15 protein-coding genes are annotated in these 16,458 nt (G+C 49.6%); 7 read left to right on the top strand and 8 right to left on the bottom strand.

What is annotated here, in order from left to right; all coding sequences use genetic code 11:
• Positions 1-152 precede the first annotated feature (152 nt).
• A complete protein-coding gene (locus AC6R0L_RS08840; RefSeq protein ID WP_500628895.1) occupies positions 153-917 on the top strand; it encodes a ferredoxin--NADP reductase in 765 nt (254 codons plus the stop codon).
• 99 nt (positions 918-1,016) lie between these two features.
• Here AC6R0L_RS08840 and AC6R0L_RS08835 read toward each other — a convergent pair whose 3' ends face one another.
• A complete protein-coding gene (locus AC6R0L_RS08835; RefSeq protein ID WP_500628894.1) occupies positions 1,017-2,450 on the bottom strand; it encodes a methyl-accepting chemotaxis protein in 1,434 nt (477 codons plus the stop codon).
• Between the two features lie 346 nt (positions 2,451-2,796).
• Between AC6R0L_RS08835 and AC6R0L_RS08830 the strand changes: the two genes are divergently transcribed.
• Positions 2,797-3,252, top strand: coding sequence for a GNAT family N-acetyltransferase (locus AC6R0L_RS08830; RefSeq protein WP_500628893.1), 456 nt, complete (start codon positions 2,797-2,799; stop codon positions 3,250-3,252).
• Between the two features lie 45 nt (positions 3,253-3,297).
• Here AC6R0L_RS08830 and AC6R0L_RS08825 read toward each other — a convergent pair whose 3' ends face one another.
• Positions 3,298-4,203 (bottom strand): DMT family transporter, encoded by a 906-nt coding sequence (locus tag AC6R0L_RS08825; RefSeq protein WP_500628892.1) that lies wholly within the window; start codon positions 4,201-4,203, stop codon positions 3,298-3,300.
• Positions 4,204-4,386: 183 nt separating this feature from the next.
• On the opposite strand from AC6R0L_RS08825, the gene AC6R0L_RS08820 reads away from it, so the two are divergent.
• Positions 4,387-4,743 carry an acyl-CoA synthetase gene (locus AC6R0L_RS08820; protein WP_334552893.1) on the top strand — a complete coding sequence of 119 codons (357 nt, stop codon included), beginning with the start codon at positions 4,387-4,389 and terminating at the stop codon, positions 4,741-4,743.
• Between the two features lie 79 nt (positions 4,744-4,822).
• Here AC6R0L_RS08820 and AC6R0L_RS08815 read toward each other — a convergent pair whose 3' ends face one another.
• The 6 genes from AC6R0L_RS08815 to deoD all read right to left on the bottom strand — a co-directional run bounded on the left by AC6R0L_RS08815 (position 4,823) and on the right by deoD (position 11,955).
• Complete coding sequence (locus tag AC6R0L_RS08815; RefSeq protein ID WP_334552891.1) at positions 4,823-5,953, bottom strand: HlyD family secretion protein; 1,131 nt, start codon at positions 5,951-5,953, stop codon at positions 4,823-4,825.
• A complete protein-coding gene (locus tag AC6R0L_RS08810) occupies positions 5,953-6,327 on the bottom strand; it encodes a DUF3302 domain-containing protein (protein WP_500628891.1) in 375 nt (124 codons plus the stop codon). The genes AC6R0L_RS08815 and AC6R0L_RS08810 overlap by 1 nt, the downstream gene beginning before the upstream one ends.
• A 205-nt stretch (positions 6,328-6,532) precedes the next feature.
• The gene (locus AC6R0L_RS08805; protein WP_500628890.1) at positions 6,533-8,113 is read right to left on the bottom strand and encodes a diguanylate cyclase; all 1,581 of its coding nucleotides are present in this window, start codon (positions 8,111-8,113) and stop codon (positions 6,533-6,535) included.
• Positions 8,114-8,125: 12 nt separating this feature from the next.
• Complete coding sequence (locus AC6R0L_RS08800) at positions 8,126-9,580, bottom strand: hypothetical protein (protein ID WP_500628889.1); 1,455 nt, start codon at positions 9,578-9,580, stop codon at positions 8,126-8,128.
• 139 nt (positions 9,581-9,719) lie between these two features.
• Positions 9,720-11,189: a transposase gene (locus AC6R0L_RS08795; RefSeq protein WP_500628888.1), complete on the bottom strand. Its 1,470-nt coding sequence runs from the start codon at positions 11,187-11,189 to the stop codon at positions 9,720-9,722.
• Between the two features lie 55 nt (positions 11,190-11,244).
• Positions 11,245-11,955 (bottom strand): purine-nucleoside phosphorylase, encoded by a 711-nt coding sequence (gene deoD, locus AC6R0L_RS08790; protein WP_334552881.1) that lies wholly within the window; start codon positions 11,953-11,955, stop codon positions 11,245-11,247.
• A 355-nt stretch (positions 11,956-12,310) separates the two neighbouring features.
• Between deoD and AC6R0L_RS08785 the strand changes: the two genes are divergently transcribed.
• Genes AC6R0L_RS08785 through AC6R0L_RS08770 form a run of 4 tightly spaced genes read left to right on the top strand, consistent with a single transcriptional unit; the run spans position 12,311 to position 16,360 of the window.
• On the top strand, positions 12,311-13,261 hold the full coding sequence (locus AC6R0L_RS08785) for a YbgA family protein (RefSeq protein WP_487903027.1): 951 nt from the start codon (positions 12,311-12,313) through the stop codon (positions 13,259-13,261).
• Positions 13,251-14,042, top strand: coding sequence for a MerR family transcriptional regulator (locus AC6R0L_RS08780; RefSeq protein WP_500628887.1), 792 nt, complete (start codon positions 13,251-13,253; stop codon positions 14,040-14,042). Before AC6R0L_RS08785 ends, AC6R0L_RS08780 begins: the two co-directional genes overlap by 11 nt.
• On the top strand, positions 14,039-15,454 hold the full coding sequence (phrB, locus tag AC6R0L_RS08775; protein WP_500628886.1) for a deoxyribodipyrimidine photo-lyase: 1,416 nt from the start codon (positions 14,039-14,041) through the stop codon (positions 15,452-15,454). The genes AC6R0L_RS08780 and phrB overlap by 4 nt, the downstream gene beginning before the upstream one ends.
• Positions 15,455-16,360 carry a L,D-transpeptidase family protein gene (locus AC6R0L_RS08770; RefSeq protein ID WP_500628885.1) on the top strand — a complete coding sequence of 302 codons (906 nt, stop codon included), beginning with the start codon at positions 15,455-15,457 and terminating at the stop codon, positions 16,358-16,360.
• The last annotated feature ends 98 nt before the right edge of the window (positions 16,361-16,458 follow it).

Genomic DNA, 16,458 nt, shown 5'->3' with positions numbered 1-16,458 from the left:
GTGGATGGAGTAAATATTCTAGAACTTCAGCGTCGGGTTGTTTTTATTTTGTTATTTATTTGTGATCTTAGATGGTTAAATCATGTTCCAGTTTTACTTCAAAGGTGCGAAAGAGTAAGTTAATGGAATGTTAACCAGAAGAGGTGCGTAGCATGGCGGTACTTGATGGTTTCAACTTAGCGCGATTAGAACGTCGGACTGACTGGACGCCGAACGTATTTAGCTTACGATTAACCGGCGCCCCCCTGACCTTCAAGGCTGGGCAGTTTACTAAATTGGGACTGCTTGATGACGAAGGCAACATGATTTCGCGCGCCTACTCATTGGTGAATGCACCGCTCAATACCAGTGATATGCTGGAGTTCTTAATCGTCGCGCATCCAGAAGGTAAACTGACGCCGAAACTGCAACAGCTGCAAACCGGTGATGGCGTCTACGTGGGCAAAGAGGCCTATGGCGACCTGACGTTTGACATCATACCCAAACAGACTCAAAACCTCTGGCTGCTCTCGACAGGTACCGGCATCGGACCGTTTCTCTCTCTGTTGGATGACATGAATTTTCGCCCCAATTGTGATGAGATTGTGCTGGTTCATGCGGTGCGTCATGAGAAAGAGTTGGTCTATCGCTACTTGATTGATCAATTGGTACAGCAATACGAAGGGCGTCTGCGCTACTTGCCGGTCGTATCAAGAGACCCTGACACCACACACCTTAGCGGCCGAATTCCTCAACTGCTGCAAAGTGGTGCGCTGCTCCGCAGTGCGGATGTTTCTTTGGCGCCCGAACAGAGTTTTGTGATGCTGTGTGGCAATCCTGAAATGATTAAAGATACTCAACAAACGTTGGTGGAGATGGGGCTGAATAAGTATCGACGCGCCACGGGTGGCAACATCATCTTCGAGCGGTATTGGTAGCCCCGCGCATAAGAATAAAAACACACTAAGAATAAAAAAGCCGAGCGGCAGAACACTGCGCTCGGCTTTCGATGTTTAGGCAGTGTAATACGTGAAGGTTTACTGCGTACGATACTGCTTGAGAATGCTTGCCAGTGATGACGACGCTTTGGTTAGATTCGCGACGCCCATTGAGCTTTGCTCTGCGACACTACGAATGGTATTCGATTGGGTGCGAATATCACTGAGCTCTGAGGCGATATCGTTCGCCACAGCGCTTTGCTCTTCTGCTGAGGTCGAGATCTGAATACTCATATCCATGAGAGAGCGGGCTGAGTCTGCGATGGATTGGACATCGCTGCCTAGCTCGGCAATCAAATCGCTGCTGGTTTTAGCTTGGGCAACGGTTTGCTCAGTAATATTGGCGATGCTGCGGCTTTCTGATTGCAACTTCTCTATCATTGATTGAATTTCAACGGTCGCCGCTTGAGTACGACTGGCGAGTGTACGGACTTCATCGGCCACTACCGCAAAGCCGCGACCTTGTTCACCGGCACGCGCCGCTTCGATCGCCGCGTTGAGCGCGAGGAGGTTGGTCTGCTCAGAAATGGCATTGATGGTGGTGATCACCTCATTAATCTGTGTGGTGTTCTCATTCAGGCTAGACACAGACGAAGACGCTTGCTCAATGTAGCTAGAAAGCTTGTCGATCTCTTGAATCGCAGACAAGACACGCTTGTGGCTGCCATCAATGTGTTGGGTATCGTTCTCGGTTTGCGACGTCGCCTGCTGAGAAATGTTCGATACCTCTTTCGCTGATGCCGTCATCTCTTCCATCGCGGTTGCCACCGAATCAAGTGAGGCATACTGGTTTGAAATTTGTGACTCGCTCAATTTCATCTCTTGCTCGAAGGAGGCAGAGGTTTCACTGAGAGTGGTCGCATTTTCTTTCACCGTTACCACGAGTTCAGTCAGGGTATCCATGGCTTTATCCAGCGCGCAGCCAATGGTACCGAATTCATCACGACCAGGGTGGAAGCCTAAGCGCGACGTTAAATCGCCTTCACCGATACGCTCGGTAGTGGTATAGAGCACCCAAAGTGCGCCACCAATAAACGTAGCGACCCAATAGCTAAACAGCGCAAACGGGATGACCCAAAGGTAGCTCAGTGCGAAACTGGTCAGTGCGGCAGATTTGCCTTGTTCTAGGCTTTGAGTGGCATTGACCGTCAGTTGATAGTGGCTGCCATCCGCGGCTCGCGCGGTGACCTTCACGACACCATTATTGAGGCTAGCAGGCGCCATCGAAGTCGATTTAGACACATTTGTCTGTGCACTAATGCTCTCAGGGGTACCCGCAGCGAGTATCCCGGCCAATCTTTGCTCCGCGGCGTAGATGGCGTTGTGCTCTAGCGCGTCAACCGTCGCGTAGTAACGTCCACCTGCAATCGCAGTTAAGGCAACAAGAAAAATGGCGAAAATCGTCCACATCTTGTCGTTGATAGACATTTTGATGAAGAGTCTATCAATGGTTCTAAAATCAACTTCTTTCATTCGTGACTTCCTATTCTTGTTCGTCGCACGGTTTGCTCTGCTACTACCTAGCCACCCAGTGGTGAGTGGGTTACCACTGCATCGGCAAATCCATGTAAATAATAAGCAATGAACTTATATTTATGTGAGTATCATCGCGTATTTTTGAAAAATGTTTAGTGAACTTTTCGTTTATTGAGACTTGGATCCCTATTTATCACTGCAAGCGATTCATCACTGCGAGTGTTGGTCGATTCCGAGCGATAGACGTTGTGTATCTGGCTCTAAACTTGCTTTATCTGTGCTTATGTCGATAGGTCTTCGGCATCAGGATAAAAACACGCGATTGAAGTGAGAAGGAACATCAATGAAAATAATGATAGGTCAGTTGGAGCACGAATCGGTCATCACCTTGCTTACCCAACATCTTGAGGATATGAACGCGACATCGCCGCCAGACAGCGTTCACGCTTTGGATGTGAGCCGTTTGCGGGCGCCAGAAGTGACCTTTTGGACGGCTTGGCACGGAGATGTCTTGCTCGGCTGCGCAGCATTGAAACAGCTTGATGACACACACGGTGAGCTGAAATCGATGCGCACGAGTGATCAAGCCCGCAAACAGGGCGTCGCGTCTCGTTTATTGGTGCACGTACTGGATTACTCCCGTGACATTGGGTTGCATCGCGTCAGTTTAGAGACTGGATCCATGGCGTTCTTTGAGCCCGCTCGGCGCTTATATGAGAAGTTTGGTTTTCACTATTGCGAACCGTTTGCTGAGTATACCCCCGATCCGAATAGCCGCTTTATGACATTAACCCTATGATGTTATGTCTATGAGATAGGCGTTGGGGCAACTTATGTCCCGCCGTCATTTGGCGGCGAGATCTTGAGCCAAGGTCCGTTTTTTCAGCAAGGAGAGGGGTGAAAAATGAGTCACCAACATGGTGCCGCTTAGCACTAAACCTGTGCCGAATACGGTAGACCAGCCGACAGGCTCATCGAGAATCAACGCGCCCCACAAAATCCCGAATACCGGAATAAGAAAAGTGACCGAGAGGGCAGAGGTCGCACCCTCGTCGGCAACCAGGCGAAAGTAGAGTAGGTACGCCGCCCCAGTACAGACCACGCCCAACGCCACCACCGACACCATCTCAATTTCCGTCGGTGCCCCGCGCATCGGCATGAAAGGCAGCAAAGGCAGTATCCAGATCACCGCAGCCCACATGTTGCCATGTGCATTGTCGAAGGCGGCGACTTTTGGCGCCGATTTGGTGTAGTTGGTGGCGATCCCATAGCTGAACGCTGCCATTATTGCGGCCATAATGGGTAGATGCGCTTGTGTACCAATCTGAATTGCGTCAACGCCGACCAACACGGTTACGCCAAAGATGCCAAGTACCATGCCTAGAACCACACGTTTTGTCAGTGGTGCTTTATGCCAGACCACACCAATAAGCGCGCCCCAAATGACAGCGGTTGAGTTGAGAACAGAAAGCGTCGAGGCATTGAGCGTTTGTGCTGAATAGGCAAACAGTAGAAACGGAAACGCGGTGTTGAACAGGCCAATGATCATAAAGTGATGAAAGTATTGGCGAAAGGGCAGAGAACGCTTGAGAGAATAAGAGACCAACAACAAGCTCAGCGCCGCAAAGCCGACGCGGCATTCAATCAAATAGGCAGGGCCAAACGTGTTGGCCGCAATGCGCATAAAAAGAAATGAGCCACCCCAAATAGCAGCAAGCATCATTAGACGGATAAAACTGGCATAACTCATTGTCGATTCCTTTCATTGGTCAACTCAATGTGACGCAAGTGACTGAATAAGGCAATGAAATAATGAATGCAGGTTCCGATTCTGGCCAATTCTATCGACACGGGAAGAAATACTATTAGGTGACGCGCCGCGGTTACTATATGCTCAGAGAGTGATCGCAGTATGACAAAGAGACTCCCCACTATGAACCTCATCGTAAACATTCAAAAAGGCGTAAAAAAGCAAGGCTTTGAGATGGCCACTCGCCAAGCATGGAAATGTGGCGTGAAAGCAAACTTGGTTAAGCGAGTGATTGGTATTGCGAAGGGGCAGGTGGTGTGTGTGATTGAGGGCGTAAGACCGGAACTTTCGACGCCGTTAAACAATCCACTGCATGAAGAAGAAAAACAAGGCCGCTACGTGTTTGTCGGCGGCATAGTATGGGAACCCAATGATCTGTTGGCACCAGGCTTTCCAGAGTTTATGTTCATGCATCTTAGAAACAGCGGTAGTCGACATAAATACATGACAGACGATGAGCTATTTCTCAATATTGCCTAGCGATGTCTACACGTCGCTTTTAATGACGGACAGAGCAAAAAATTCAGGGGCCAATTGGCCCCTGAGTCGTTATTGACGGTTAATGATCGAGATAGAGGTAGTTTTGCCAGCTCTTCATGCGAATCAAAACCTTACGCATAATAGACACGTGCTCAAATCGATCCGAGTAGACCGCAACTTCGACAGCGGTGCCCAGTGGCAGATGGTAATCCGATAAATCATCGGTGATACGCAGGGTGACAAACACACGGCCGCTGGTGCGCAGTGCATCTGTCCCTAGTAGGGCGCCACGCGCTTGGAACTGGCTTTCACCAATCGCTGGTAGCACATCCACCACTTCCCCTTTAAACACTTTGCCCGGTAAGGCGCGGAAGAGAAACTCGGCTTCGTATCCAGGCTCTAAACGTTGCAACGAGTTCTGGCGAAATGCCGCGGTGTAGATGATCTCTTCGGTATGGACAAACGTCATCACGGGCGCCAGCGGAAGCGGCACAGCCATGACCCCAGGGCGCAGAGCCAATTGAGTGGCAAAACCATCAGTTGGAGCACGCACGACCGTTTGCTCTAAGTTAAATTCAGCTTGGCGAAGTTCGGCCAACAAGCGCGCAACTGTGGTGTTCTCACCACCGATCTCTGAATCGAGCGAGATTTGAGCTTGCTGAACGTTTGCTTCGGCGGCAGCGACAGCAGCTTGTGCGGCTTTAAATGCTTGGCGACGGGTATCGAGTTGTTGCTCGGTGAAGGCACCTCTGTCAAACCCACGTTGATAACGGCTAAACTCGCGCTCCGCTTTATCTCGATCAGCAATGGCTCGTTCTCTGTCTGCCACGGCTTCTTGTAGATTGGATTCAAGACCCAATGCGTCTTGGCTCGCTTCTTTGATCTGCGCTTTGATCTTGTCGACTTCCGCTTGGTAAGGGATGGGATCAATGCGGAACAGGACATCCCCTTGTTTCAATGGCTCGTTTGGCTCTACTGGAACGTCAATGACTCGACCGCGGACACCGGAAACAATCGGCGTGCTAGAGAAAACTTGGTTACCAATTTGGGTAAACGGGTGGTTGTAGTTCATCAACAAGATCAAAGTGCCAATCAGTACTACGCCGCCTAATACCGCTGTCGGTACGGTCCACTTGTTCAACGGAATCTTGAAGACTTTGAAGATGGTAATACAAATAGCCGCGTAGGTTAATATCAGTAAGAGATCCATTAGCTACGCTCCTCATCCGTTGATGCGACTGGGTCAGATTGTTGTTTTTTCAGCTCAGCCACTTCTTTTTGCAGTTGAGTGACTTGGTCGATCAGCGCATCGACGCGGTGGTGCATATCATGCTGTTCGGCTTCCAATTTCTGAAAACCCCAACCACGTTCTTTGCGCCACAGCGTGGCCCAAATCCATAGAAATGGCCACAACGCATGGAGTGTGAATAGGCTCACCCAACCCGCGTAGTGAATCGCATCTTGATGGGGATGTTCGCGCTCTTTGGCGATTTCGTAGGGAATGTCATGAATGACGATGATGCCGTAGAAAATCACTAAGGCAACAAAGACGAGTAGACCAAGTGCGAAGTAGTCTAAAAACATGGCAACGTCCTTATCTCTTTATTAATGAAAACAATCCATACAGGGTACTGTCAGTTATCTACAAAGTATAGAAATAAAAACAACAAATTAGATGCAAACTCGCTCACGATTATTAACATCAGAATATTCAGACAAAAAGAGCAGAGCAAGAGGATGGACTGCGCGAACAAGGCCGGGGTAGTGCCGCTATTCGCGCTGAAGAGAGTTATTCGGTGCAGACTTGGTTTCGGCCGTTGGCTTTAGCGCGGTAGAGCGCTTTATCTGCTCGGTAGAAGGTACGCTGCGTGTTTTCCCCTTCGCGGTGTAGAGTAATGCCGATACTGACGGTGAGGCCACGCTCTCCGAGAATTTCATGCCAGCCAAACTGGTAGATTTTTTCGCGGTAATTTTCGGCATGCAAGGCAGCTTGTTCAAGGGAGGCGTTTTCCAGAATCACCAAAAACTCCTCGCCACCAAATCGCACGCAGGAGGCGCCACGAAACTTAAAGTAGGCGGCCAGTTCGTGAGACACATTGACGATCGCTTTGTCGCCGACTAGGTGACTGAGCTCATCATTGATGGACTTAAAGTGATCAATATCGACGACTAACAGGGCAAACGGCGTTTCGTGTAAAAGCAGATCTTTCAGCTTAACGTCGAGCCAGCGACGGTTGTGCAAGGAGGTGAGCGGATCGGTAAACACGTCTTGCTGAAGCTGAGCCACAGTGTGTTTTTGGCTCTCAGTGGTCTCTTTGAGCTCTCGATTCTCAAGCTCAGAGAGGATCAGTTTGAGCTGCAATTCAAAGCGTGACAATTTGCGCAGCTGACTCGCGCCCAACTCACCAATAGGGATTTTTTTCATCAAATCGCTTTCGATGCGATACGCGCGTTTTTGAAATTCGAGGGCGCGTTTAAAGTCACCTTGCTGCTCGGAAACATGAGCCATCGAGTTGGATAGCTTAAGGTTTAATAACGGTGAGGGTTGACGCTCGATACGGCGATGCGCTTGGTGCAGTACCCAACTGGCCAAGTAGCCTTTGCCAAAGTCATTGAGGCAACAAGCAAGCTCGATTTTGATCATGGTAGAGAGCCAGGCGGAGTGAATGTTGCCTGCGGAGTATTGCACGTTGCCCAGTGATTTAAGCGCCAATTCTGCTTCGTCGCTTTGTCTATACAGCTTAGCTTGATAGAGCAAAATCTGCCCCGCCAACACTTTGTCGCTGACCAAGATACTGAGCTCTTCACACTCTTTGATCAAATCGGTGGCCGCGGTGAGACGGTTGAGCTCGATATAGCAAGCCAGCATATAGAGCTTATAGCGCAATCGTAGCGAGCGACTTTGGATCGCATGGTCAATACTGTCGATTTTTTGGTAGTAGCGCAGCGCGCGATTGTGATCGCCATAGGCATCACACAGATTGCCCATCCCCAATACCGCGAGTACGTACGCATCAATATTACTGCTTTCTACTGCGATTGTTGTGGCACTGGCGTATTGGCTTAACGCGCCGTAGTAATCGCCGTTTTCCACCAAACGCTCGGCCAAATTATTGCGCACTTCGAGCACCATTTCGGCGTCTTTGGGCAGAGCGAGAAACTTCAGCGAGGTTTGCAGCTCATCAATACTCGCCTGCAATTGCTTGAGCTCGCTGCGGTATTCGGCGCTAATGAATAAGGCCTGGGCTTTTTCTTGCGGTGTGGTAGCGATATGTCGGCGAACGTGGTCCCAAAAAATCAGCGCTTCTTCGCCAGAGACGGAGGAGGGATCAAGGCCAGAATCTGAAATTTTATTGAGGAGTCTTTCCATGCTGTTTTCCTCCTACACGTTTTCTTCGAGTTGTTCTAGTGTGAACGGGAAGGAGAGAATGTCGCTGAACACAACTTTTGGCAGCGATTGGCTCAATCCGCGTCGATGCCAAGGGTACATTTCTATCATTTTGGTGAGAACCTGAAAAACGCTGATGGCGTCACTGCCTTTTTCGGCAATCAATAAGCCAAGGCGTTGACTGCTCAAGCGAGACAACAAATCGCGGTTATTACACAGTGAATGAGCAATTTCGGCGCACACATCTAAATAGAGCGGATCGTCGTGCTGGATCATAATCACCGCGTGATTGGCGTGCTTTAACTCTGTCTTAAACAGCACCAATTGCTCCCACCAAAACGTCTCAGACACCATTTGTGTGAGGTGTTTTTCAGGGTCGTATTCGTGTTGACGTCTGATGCGGTTGATCAGTTTGCGCGCTCGTTGCTCTAGCTGACGTTTCGATGCGCGCGCTTTATCGCTTGATACTCGTGCGGTTTGCTCGCGCAGCATGTTAATGGAGTGGTCACGGTATTTTTTGAATGATGCGAGTGCCGCTTGGTATTGACCGCTCTCTTCCGCCACGCGCGACTGCTGAAAACAGATTTGTGATAACAGCTCGCCATTATCAAACGACTTGGCGGATTGCTCTGCTTGAATCAGTAACTCTGTCGCTTTTTGTGGATTTTTCCTTAGTAGTTCGAGTCTCGCTCGGCTGATGTAGGAGTGAGACTTCATCCACACCAAATCGTGTTTCACCGCAAGATCGTGCGCTTTTCGCGTGGCTTCTTCTGCATCTTCAATACGCTCTAGCCCAAGCAGCGCCAGGCCGCGGAAATCCCAAATTTCTGCCAGCCAAGTTTTGTCTTCGTGGTCATAGAGCAAGTCCGAAGCACCATCCAAAACAGAGAGCATTTCGACGTAGTTGTTGAGTAGGTAGAGATCCCAAGCGAGCAAAATACGCGATTTGCCCTCAAGCCAAGCGATGCGATTGTGGTTGGCTACCATGACCGCCAATTCGTGAGTACTTTGGGCAAGGCCGTACTCTTGGGTAATGCGCCAAATGTTGCCCAACCCAATCAAAGATTCGATTTGATACTCAATTTCATCCACCAGTGCGGACTGCTCAAGGCAGTTAATCCAGTATTGTTGAGCAGAGTAGTATTTGGCTTGGCCCCAATATTGGAGCGCATAGACGTGCAGAATTTCAGGAAGCAGGTCATCGGTATCGAGGGCGTTGTGTTTAGTGTGCGCCTCTTTGATGTAGCGAAGTCCTTTGCGGTAGTCCATCGATGCCCACGCGCATCGCGCCATTACGATGAGGCTTTTCACCTCGGCGGGTGGGTAGAGGATTTGGGCGGCGCGCGCTAAGCACTGCTCAGCGGCAGCGAAGACTTTGTCCGGATCGGATTCAATCTTACTTTTTAGCTGTTCAAGCTCAGTGTCGAGTAGGCGTTGGCTTTTTTCCAATGAGTCAATCCCTTACCGCTAAGTAAACCTATCAAACTTTAGTACTAAACCTCAGTATAATATGAACATTGACGGGTTTACGACTATCAAAAGCATCAAACATTCCACCTTTTACAGGGATGCGTCACACTTCTATTTATTATGAGAGCAGCTCACGCAGTGTCAAAGGGGATTGAGTCAATTCAAGCCGTTGCGCTGCGGTCATGCCTTGTTTGTCTTGGTAGCACAAATTATGCCACGCTCTAAAAATATCCAACATAGGCAGTAGGCCACCCGGTCTGAGTTTGCGACGCGGCTCATTGATAAAACCGCTAAAGAGCGTTTGAAAACGAGACTGGAAAAACGCCGTTTGACGAATGGAAGCCCTGCGCAGCCAGTAGTTAGGTCGATTATCTTGTCCTGCGAGATAGCAGATGCCCTTGGCGTATTGACCATCGGAAGTAATCGCCCAGCGATCGCGCCACCAACCCATATGCACGATGTCGATTTTGTCCAAACTGTGGTTCAGAGACCACTGTGGATCTTCTTCGACATACATAAGGTCGATATTTTGACGCTGAATTCTAGGCAGGCATATGCTTAATGCTGCAGAGCGAAGCACCGGATCTTGCGGTAGATAGATGGAAACTTGGCGGTCGTCCTGACACAAATCCAGCACATGTAAGAAATGGGCGTACGAGGTGTACGGTGCTCTGATTAATGCCCCTTTAGAGGGGTAATGGAAGACGGTGAGGTTGCCCATGGGATCTTCCACATTGCCTCGCGCCAAAATGGTTTGGTACTGCTGATCGATGCGCTCGCGAAGATCGCTCGGTGGCGTTGGCACGGGCAGGTTGGCCTCAGAGCAGTGATCGCGTGAGACAAAACGCGCAGGCGTTTGGTACGGGTCATGATCGATGCCACCAACGGGTTCTTCATTAGCCGAGTAGTTGACGTGTTGGCACAAAATGTAGCCGCTGTGGGCTTCACCCGTCGCAAACCACAATACGCCGTTATTGCTTTTTGGTTGCAGGGTGACGTAGTGAGATGCGAGTTCGTAGTGTTTAGCGTGGTTGACCCAACGAGCGTCAATCATGGCAAGCTTGCGTCGGCAGCGGCTGGCAATATGGTCAACATGGTCATAAAAGGTTTTGGGGTTGATGGAAAGCTTGCGGCAGATTTCACGCACAGTATAACCCGTATACAGCAACCCAAGCAGGTTTTCTTGAAATTGACGTTTTTTGTTCGCCCCTGACCACTTATCGACAAAGGTCGATTGGCACGCTTTGCAACGATAGCGTTGCCTATCACCACTGTAGCCAAACGCGTGGTAGAGGTGTTTATGTGTGTGAACCGAAAGGCCCATGTTGGGACAATCAGGCTGGCGACAAGCGGGCAGCCCATCGCTGTGTAGCTGGCGTAAACGTTGCAGTTCAGTCAGCACATCTTGATTGTTAAGTAAGGGGGGGAAAGCACCGCACTCCCGGCATACCATCGCAGGTCGTTTAGGGTTAGCGTGCTGCACAACGTAACGATGCGCATCACTCAATCCAAAGTTGTCACACGCCAATGTTTTACAAAAATTGAGCTGTAACCCATCTGCTTCCTTTGGCAGTTTGCCAGTTGTCACTCTCTCCCCCTCGGGACTATCTGGGCAGCCAAGCGGTCACTTGGCTGCAATATCGTTACAGGTTGATAGCAGTTTCTAGCGCCACTTTCATCATGTCATTGAACGATTTTTGACGCTCTTCTGAGCTCAGCTTTTCACCACGGATGATGTGATCAGAGACAGTCAGAATGGTGAGCGCTTTTGCACCAAGGTCAGCGGCAACGCCGTAGATGCCTGCAGCTTCCATATCCACACCAAGGATGCCGAGTTTTTCCATCTTCTCGAAGATATCTGCTTCTGGTGTGTAGAAGAGATCTGCTGAGAATACGTTACCGACTTTGACTGGCACGTTTTGCGCGCGAGCTTGAGCAACGGCGGTTTCAAGAAGACCAAAGTCCGCAATGGCTGCGAAATCGTGATCGTTGAAACGGATTCGGTTAACTTTTGAGTCTGTGGAGGCGCCCATGCCAATCACGACGTCCATCAATTTTACGTCGTCACGTACAGCGCCACAGCTACCGACACGAATCACGTTCTTCACACCGAACTCGGCAATCAACTCATGAACGTAGATACAGCAAGATGGGATGCCCATGCCGTGACCCATCACCGACACTTTTTTGCCTTTGTAGGTGCCTGTGTAACCAAACATGTTGCGAACGTCACAAACTTGTTTGACGTCATCAAGGAATGTCTCTGCGATGTATTTAGCGCGTAGCGGATCGCCTGGCATCAATACGGTTTCTGCAAAGTCGCCTGGCTGAGCATTAATGTGTGGGGTTGCCATAGTCATTACTCCAATTGGGTCAGTAATCGCGGTGCTGATTACCAATTATGTTGAACTTCAATTCTGTGTTGAGGCAATACTAGCCTTGTCAGCCATTGTTCCTTGAGAGGTTGCTCACAAAACAGGGTGTGCCATGACGATTTTGAGATATTGATAACCAAATGTGTTGAAAGTGATTTGGCAATCGATTTGCAAAAACGTTTGCTTGGGTAGTGAACCAAAATGGTTAAGTTTGCGTAACATTGTACAAATAATTTTTTTGTACATGTTTCAAGTGCTGTGCTACTACTTATATGAGAAATTGAGTTATACAAGAAATTAAGTTGTACACATTTGATGGTGATGGGAGCTCAACATGGAAAAGCAAATTACGATCGGTATCAGTTCTTGTGTGCTGGGAGAAAAAGTCCGTTTCGACTCGGGTCATAAGATCAGCAAGTTTGTCACGAAAGAGTTGGCACCGTTTTTTGAATTTATGCCGATATGCCCTGAAGTGGGAATGGGGATGCCGGTTCCTAGGCCGACGATTCGATTGATGTCAAACGACGAGCGCATTGCGCTGGTAGAGACCAAAGATTCGAGCAAAGATCACACGGACGCTATGATTCGCTATTCCCAAGAGAAGGTTGCCAGTTTAGTCGATGAAGAGCTATGCGGTTACATCGTTTGTGCTAAATCGCCCACCTGTGGAATGGAGCGCGTTAAAGTATACCGTAAAGCTGGTGCGGAAAATATTGGGGTTGGGCTGTATACACAGCAGTTGATGGAGCAGATGCCATGGCTACCCGTTGAGGAAGATGGACGGCTCAATGATCCTGTGTTGAAAGAGAACTTCATTACCCGCGTCTATACCCTACGTGATTTTTATGACTCAATGGGTGAGACGCCGACCCGTGGCAAAATCATCGCTTTCCACTCGCGTTACAAGTTGACCTTAATGGCTCATCACCCTGAAGCGTACAAAGAGCTTGGGCGCATGGTTGCCAACATCAAAGAGTACGACATCGAAGAGTTTTACCACTTGTACCGTACCGCGCTGATGCAAGCGGTGGCCAATCGCGCCAGTCGTAAAAACAACACTAACGTGCTGATGCACATCCAAGGTTACTTTAAGCGTCATCTCGACAAAGAACAAAAGTCTGAGCTGCGCCGCGTGATCGACGAATACCGTGTGGGTTTGCTGCCTTTGTTGGCGCCGCTAACGCTCATCAAACATTATCTATCCACTCATCCCGATGAATACTTGGCGAAGCAAAAGTTTCTGCAGCCACACCCACAGGAGTTAAGACTGCGTTATGGTCTGTGAAAAAAATTGGTATGCGATTCGAGAGGTCTCGGATTTAACCGGAGTTAAGCCTGTGACGCTGCGAGCGTGGCAGCGTCGCTATAACTTGATCCAACCGGAGCGCACTGAAAAAGGCCACAGACTCTACACGGATGAGCACATTGCACTCATCAATGAGATTCAAGGCTGGCTCGCGAAAGGGATTTCGATTGGTAAAGTGAAAGCCCTGCTCGGGTCTGATTTGCCAGATGAAGCGCTAGATATCGGCAGTTTAGAGGCAGTAGAGGAGGTGCTTGAAGCGCTGACTAACCTCAACACTAAGCGTGCAGAGAGTGTGATTAATGGTGTGCTGAAAGAGTATCCTCTTGAGTTGGTTGAGCGTCAGTTCATCACGCCAACGCTCAACGCGCTCGCTCTAGTGAAACAAAGTCTGCGATCTTTACATCTTGGTCTGTTTAACACCTTGATGGTCACCAAGCTCAACCAGATCATTGAGGCGGAAAACAAGGTGGCCCATCGCGGTAAATGTTTGGCAATCAATCTCGATGCGGCGCGCGATATTCACACTCAACTGTGGGCCCTGAGTCTGGTCAGTCAAGGCTATCGAGTCTTGATGATTGATGGCGTCGAGGATCTGTCGGGCCTCTTAGAGCACACCGCCGTTCACCGCTTTGAACAACTGGCGTTTTACAGTGCTACGAAACCGAGTGAATCTCAGCTTAGTGTGATCAAAGAGTTAGAAGCGCAGCATGGGCAAGTCTCGCTGTCAGAAATGATCGAATTGGTAAGGAGAACGTTTTGAATATTGTTTGGTTTCGCCGTGATTTACGTGTTGAAGACAATCATGCCTTAGTGAGCGCCGTGAATCGAGGTCAACCGGTCGTGGCGTTATACATCGCAACGCCTGGTACCTGGCAAACCCATGATCATAGTCCAAGGCAAGCGGATCTCATCTACCGTCGCTTGCACGAGTTAAAGACGGAATTAGCCGAACTCGACATCCCGCTTTATTACGCGCAAGTCGAGACCTTCGCAGACAGCGCAGCGCTGGTGGCTGAGTTGGCACTGCAAGCCAAAGCAACGGCTCTGTATCTAAATAACGAGTATGAACTGAATGAACGTCGCCGCGATGAAGCGCTGGAGGAGGCGTTGAGTTCAAGTTCTGTGGAGGTGCATCGCTTTGATGACAAGTGTATTTTTCCGCCGGGCTCAGTGCGCAACAAGCAAGGCGACTATTTCAAAGTCTTCACCCCTTACAAGCGCGCTTATTTAAGTAAACTCTATAGTGAAGGATTCCACATCCAGACCTTCAAAGCGACGCCGTGTGCAGGGGCGCTGCAACACCAAGATGTCGCCTTGTTGGATGAGACGAGTCCGTTCAGTTACCCGCGTGAATCGAGCGAGCGATACAGTGTCAAGAGCCGAGACATCATCGCTACCTTGAGAGAGTTTGTGCAGAGCAAAGCGGATGAGTATGGTGATAAGCGGGATTTCCCGGCGTTGGATAATACCAGCCAGCTGTCGCCGTATCTGGCGATTGGAGCGCTGTCGGTGCGTCAATGCATGGCGCGCTTAATGTATCAGCAAACGCTGCCACTCAGTGGTGGGCGAGAAGTGTGGCAAAGTGAGCTCGTATGGCGAGAGTTCTATCAACACTTACTCCACTTTGAACCCAAACTGTCGAGAGGGGAGAGTTTTAATGCTTGGGGAGAGGAGCTGAGGTGGCAAAATAACCCCAAACACATTGAGGCCTGGATGCGCGGTGAGACAGGCTACCCTATTGTCGATGCGGCGATGAGGCAACTGAACGAAACGGGCTGGATGCACAATCGACTGCGCATGGTTGTGGCGAGCTTTTTGGTTAAAGATCTGCACGTCGATTGGCGTATTGGCGAGCGCTACTTTATGCGTCAACTGATTGATGGTGATTACGCTGCTAACAATGGTGGATGGCAGTGGTGCGCGTCAACGGGGTGTGATGGTCAGCCTTACTTTCGTATTTTTAACCCGACCTCTCAAGGTGAGCGCTTTGATGCTCGTGGCGCGTTTATTCGCCGCTGGGTGCCAGAGTTGAGTTCAGTGCCAGACAAATACATCCACACACCTTGGTCTGATCCGGGGTTAAATTGTCGTCAATATCCTCAACCAATAGTTGATCATAAGAGCGCAAGAGCGATAACCTTAGAGATCTACAAAGAAGCAAAGGGAAACTAAATGCTGCGTAAATGGGTGTCTTTGTGTGCACTAGTCACACCCTGGTTTGCGTTTTCTGCGACCTACGAATTACCCGGTGAAGAGAGTCGTCTTGTCGGGCGTACTCAGTATCACCAAGTGGTTGAAGGTGAAACATTGGCGGAAATTGCTAAACGTTATGATGTTGGTTTTCTCTCCTTGATGGCCGCGAATAAAGGGGTCGATCCCTTTTTGCCCGCCGCCGACCATGTGTTGACGATTCCCACGCAAGTGATCTTGCCCAATGTCGAGAGACAGGGCGTAGTGATCAATCTCGCGGAGCTCAGGTTGTACTATTTCGAACCTGAAAAAGGCTTAGTGCACATCTTCCCGGTTGGGATTGGCCGAATCGGTCGTGATACTCCCACCATGACAACCAGCATTAGCCAAAAGCGCGCCAACCCAACTTGGACGCCGCCGGCTTCCATTCGTAAAGAGTATTTGGCGAAGGGGATTGAGTTGCCGCCTGTGGTGTCCGCAGGCCCTGAAAACCCGCTCGGTGAATACGCGCTCCGCTTGGCCTATGGTGTCGGAGACTATCTGATCCACGGAACCAACAAAGACTTTGGCATCGGTCTACGTGTTAGCGCTGGTTGTATTCGAATGGAGCCCAAAGACATTGAGTGGCTTTTCTCTCAAGTCAATGTGGGCACTAAGGTGCAAGTCATCAATGACCCAGTGAAAGTGGCGTTGGAGCCAGACAGAAGCGTCTTTATTGAAGCGCATGAGCCCCTGACACGAAGTGATGGCAGCAAGACGTTGCTGACTATTCCGCAAGAGCTCACTTGGTGGCTCGATGAGTTTCAGCATTCTGATTCCAAAGCGAAAGCAGCGATCCTTGCGCAAAATGGTGTGCCGGTAGAAATCGTCGCGCCAGATTATTTGTAGGTAATGACTTGCTTATCGAGAATGAACGGTAGCTAGAATGGTCAGCGTGAGAGCAGGATTTTCAACGTGCTGATACGCTCAACGATGAGAAAAGAGAA

The sequence above is a fragment of the Vibrio sp. R15-SG3-ISO1A genome, assembly GCF_059833955.1.
This window is presented reverse-complemented; position numbering and strand designations above follow the sequence as displayed.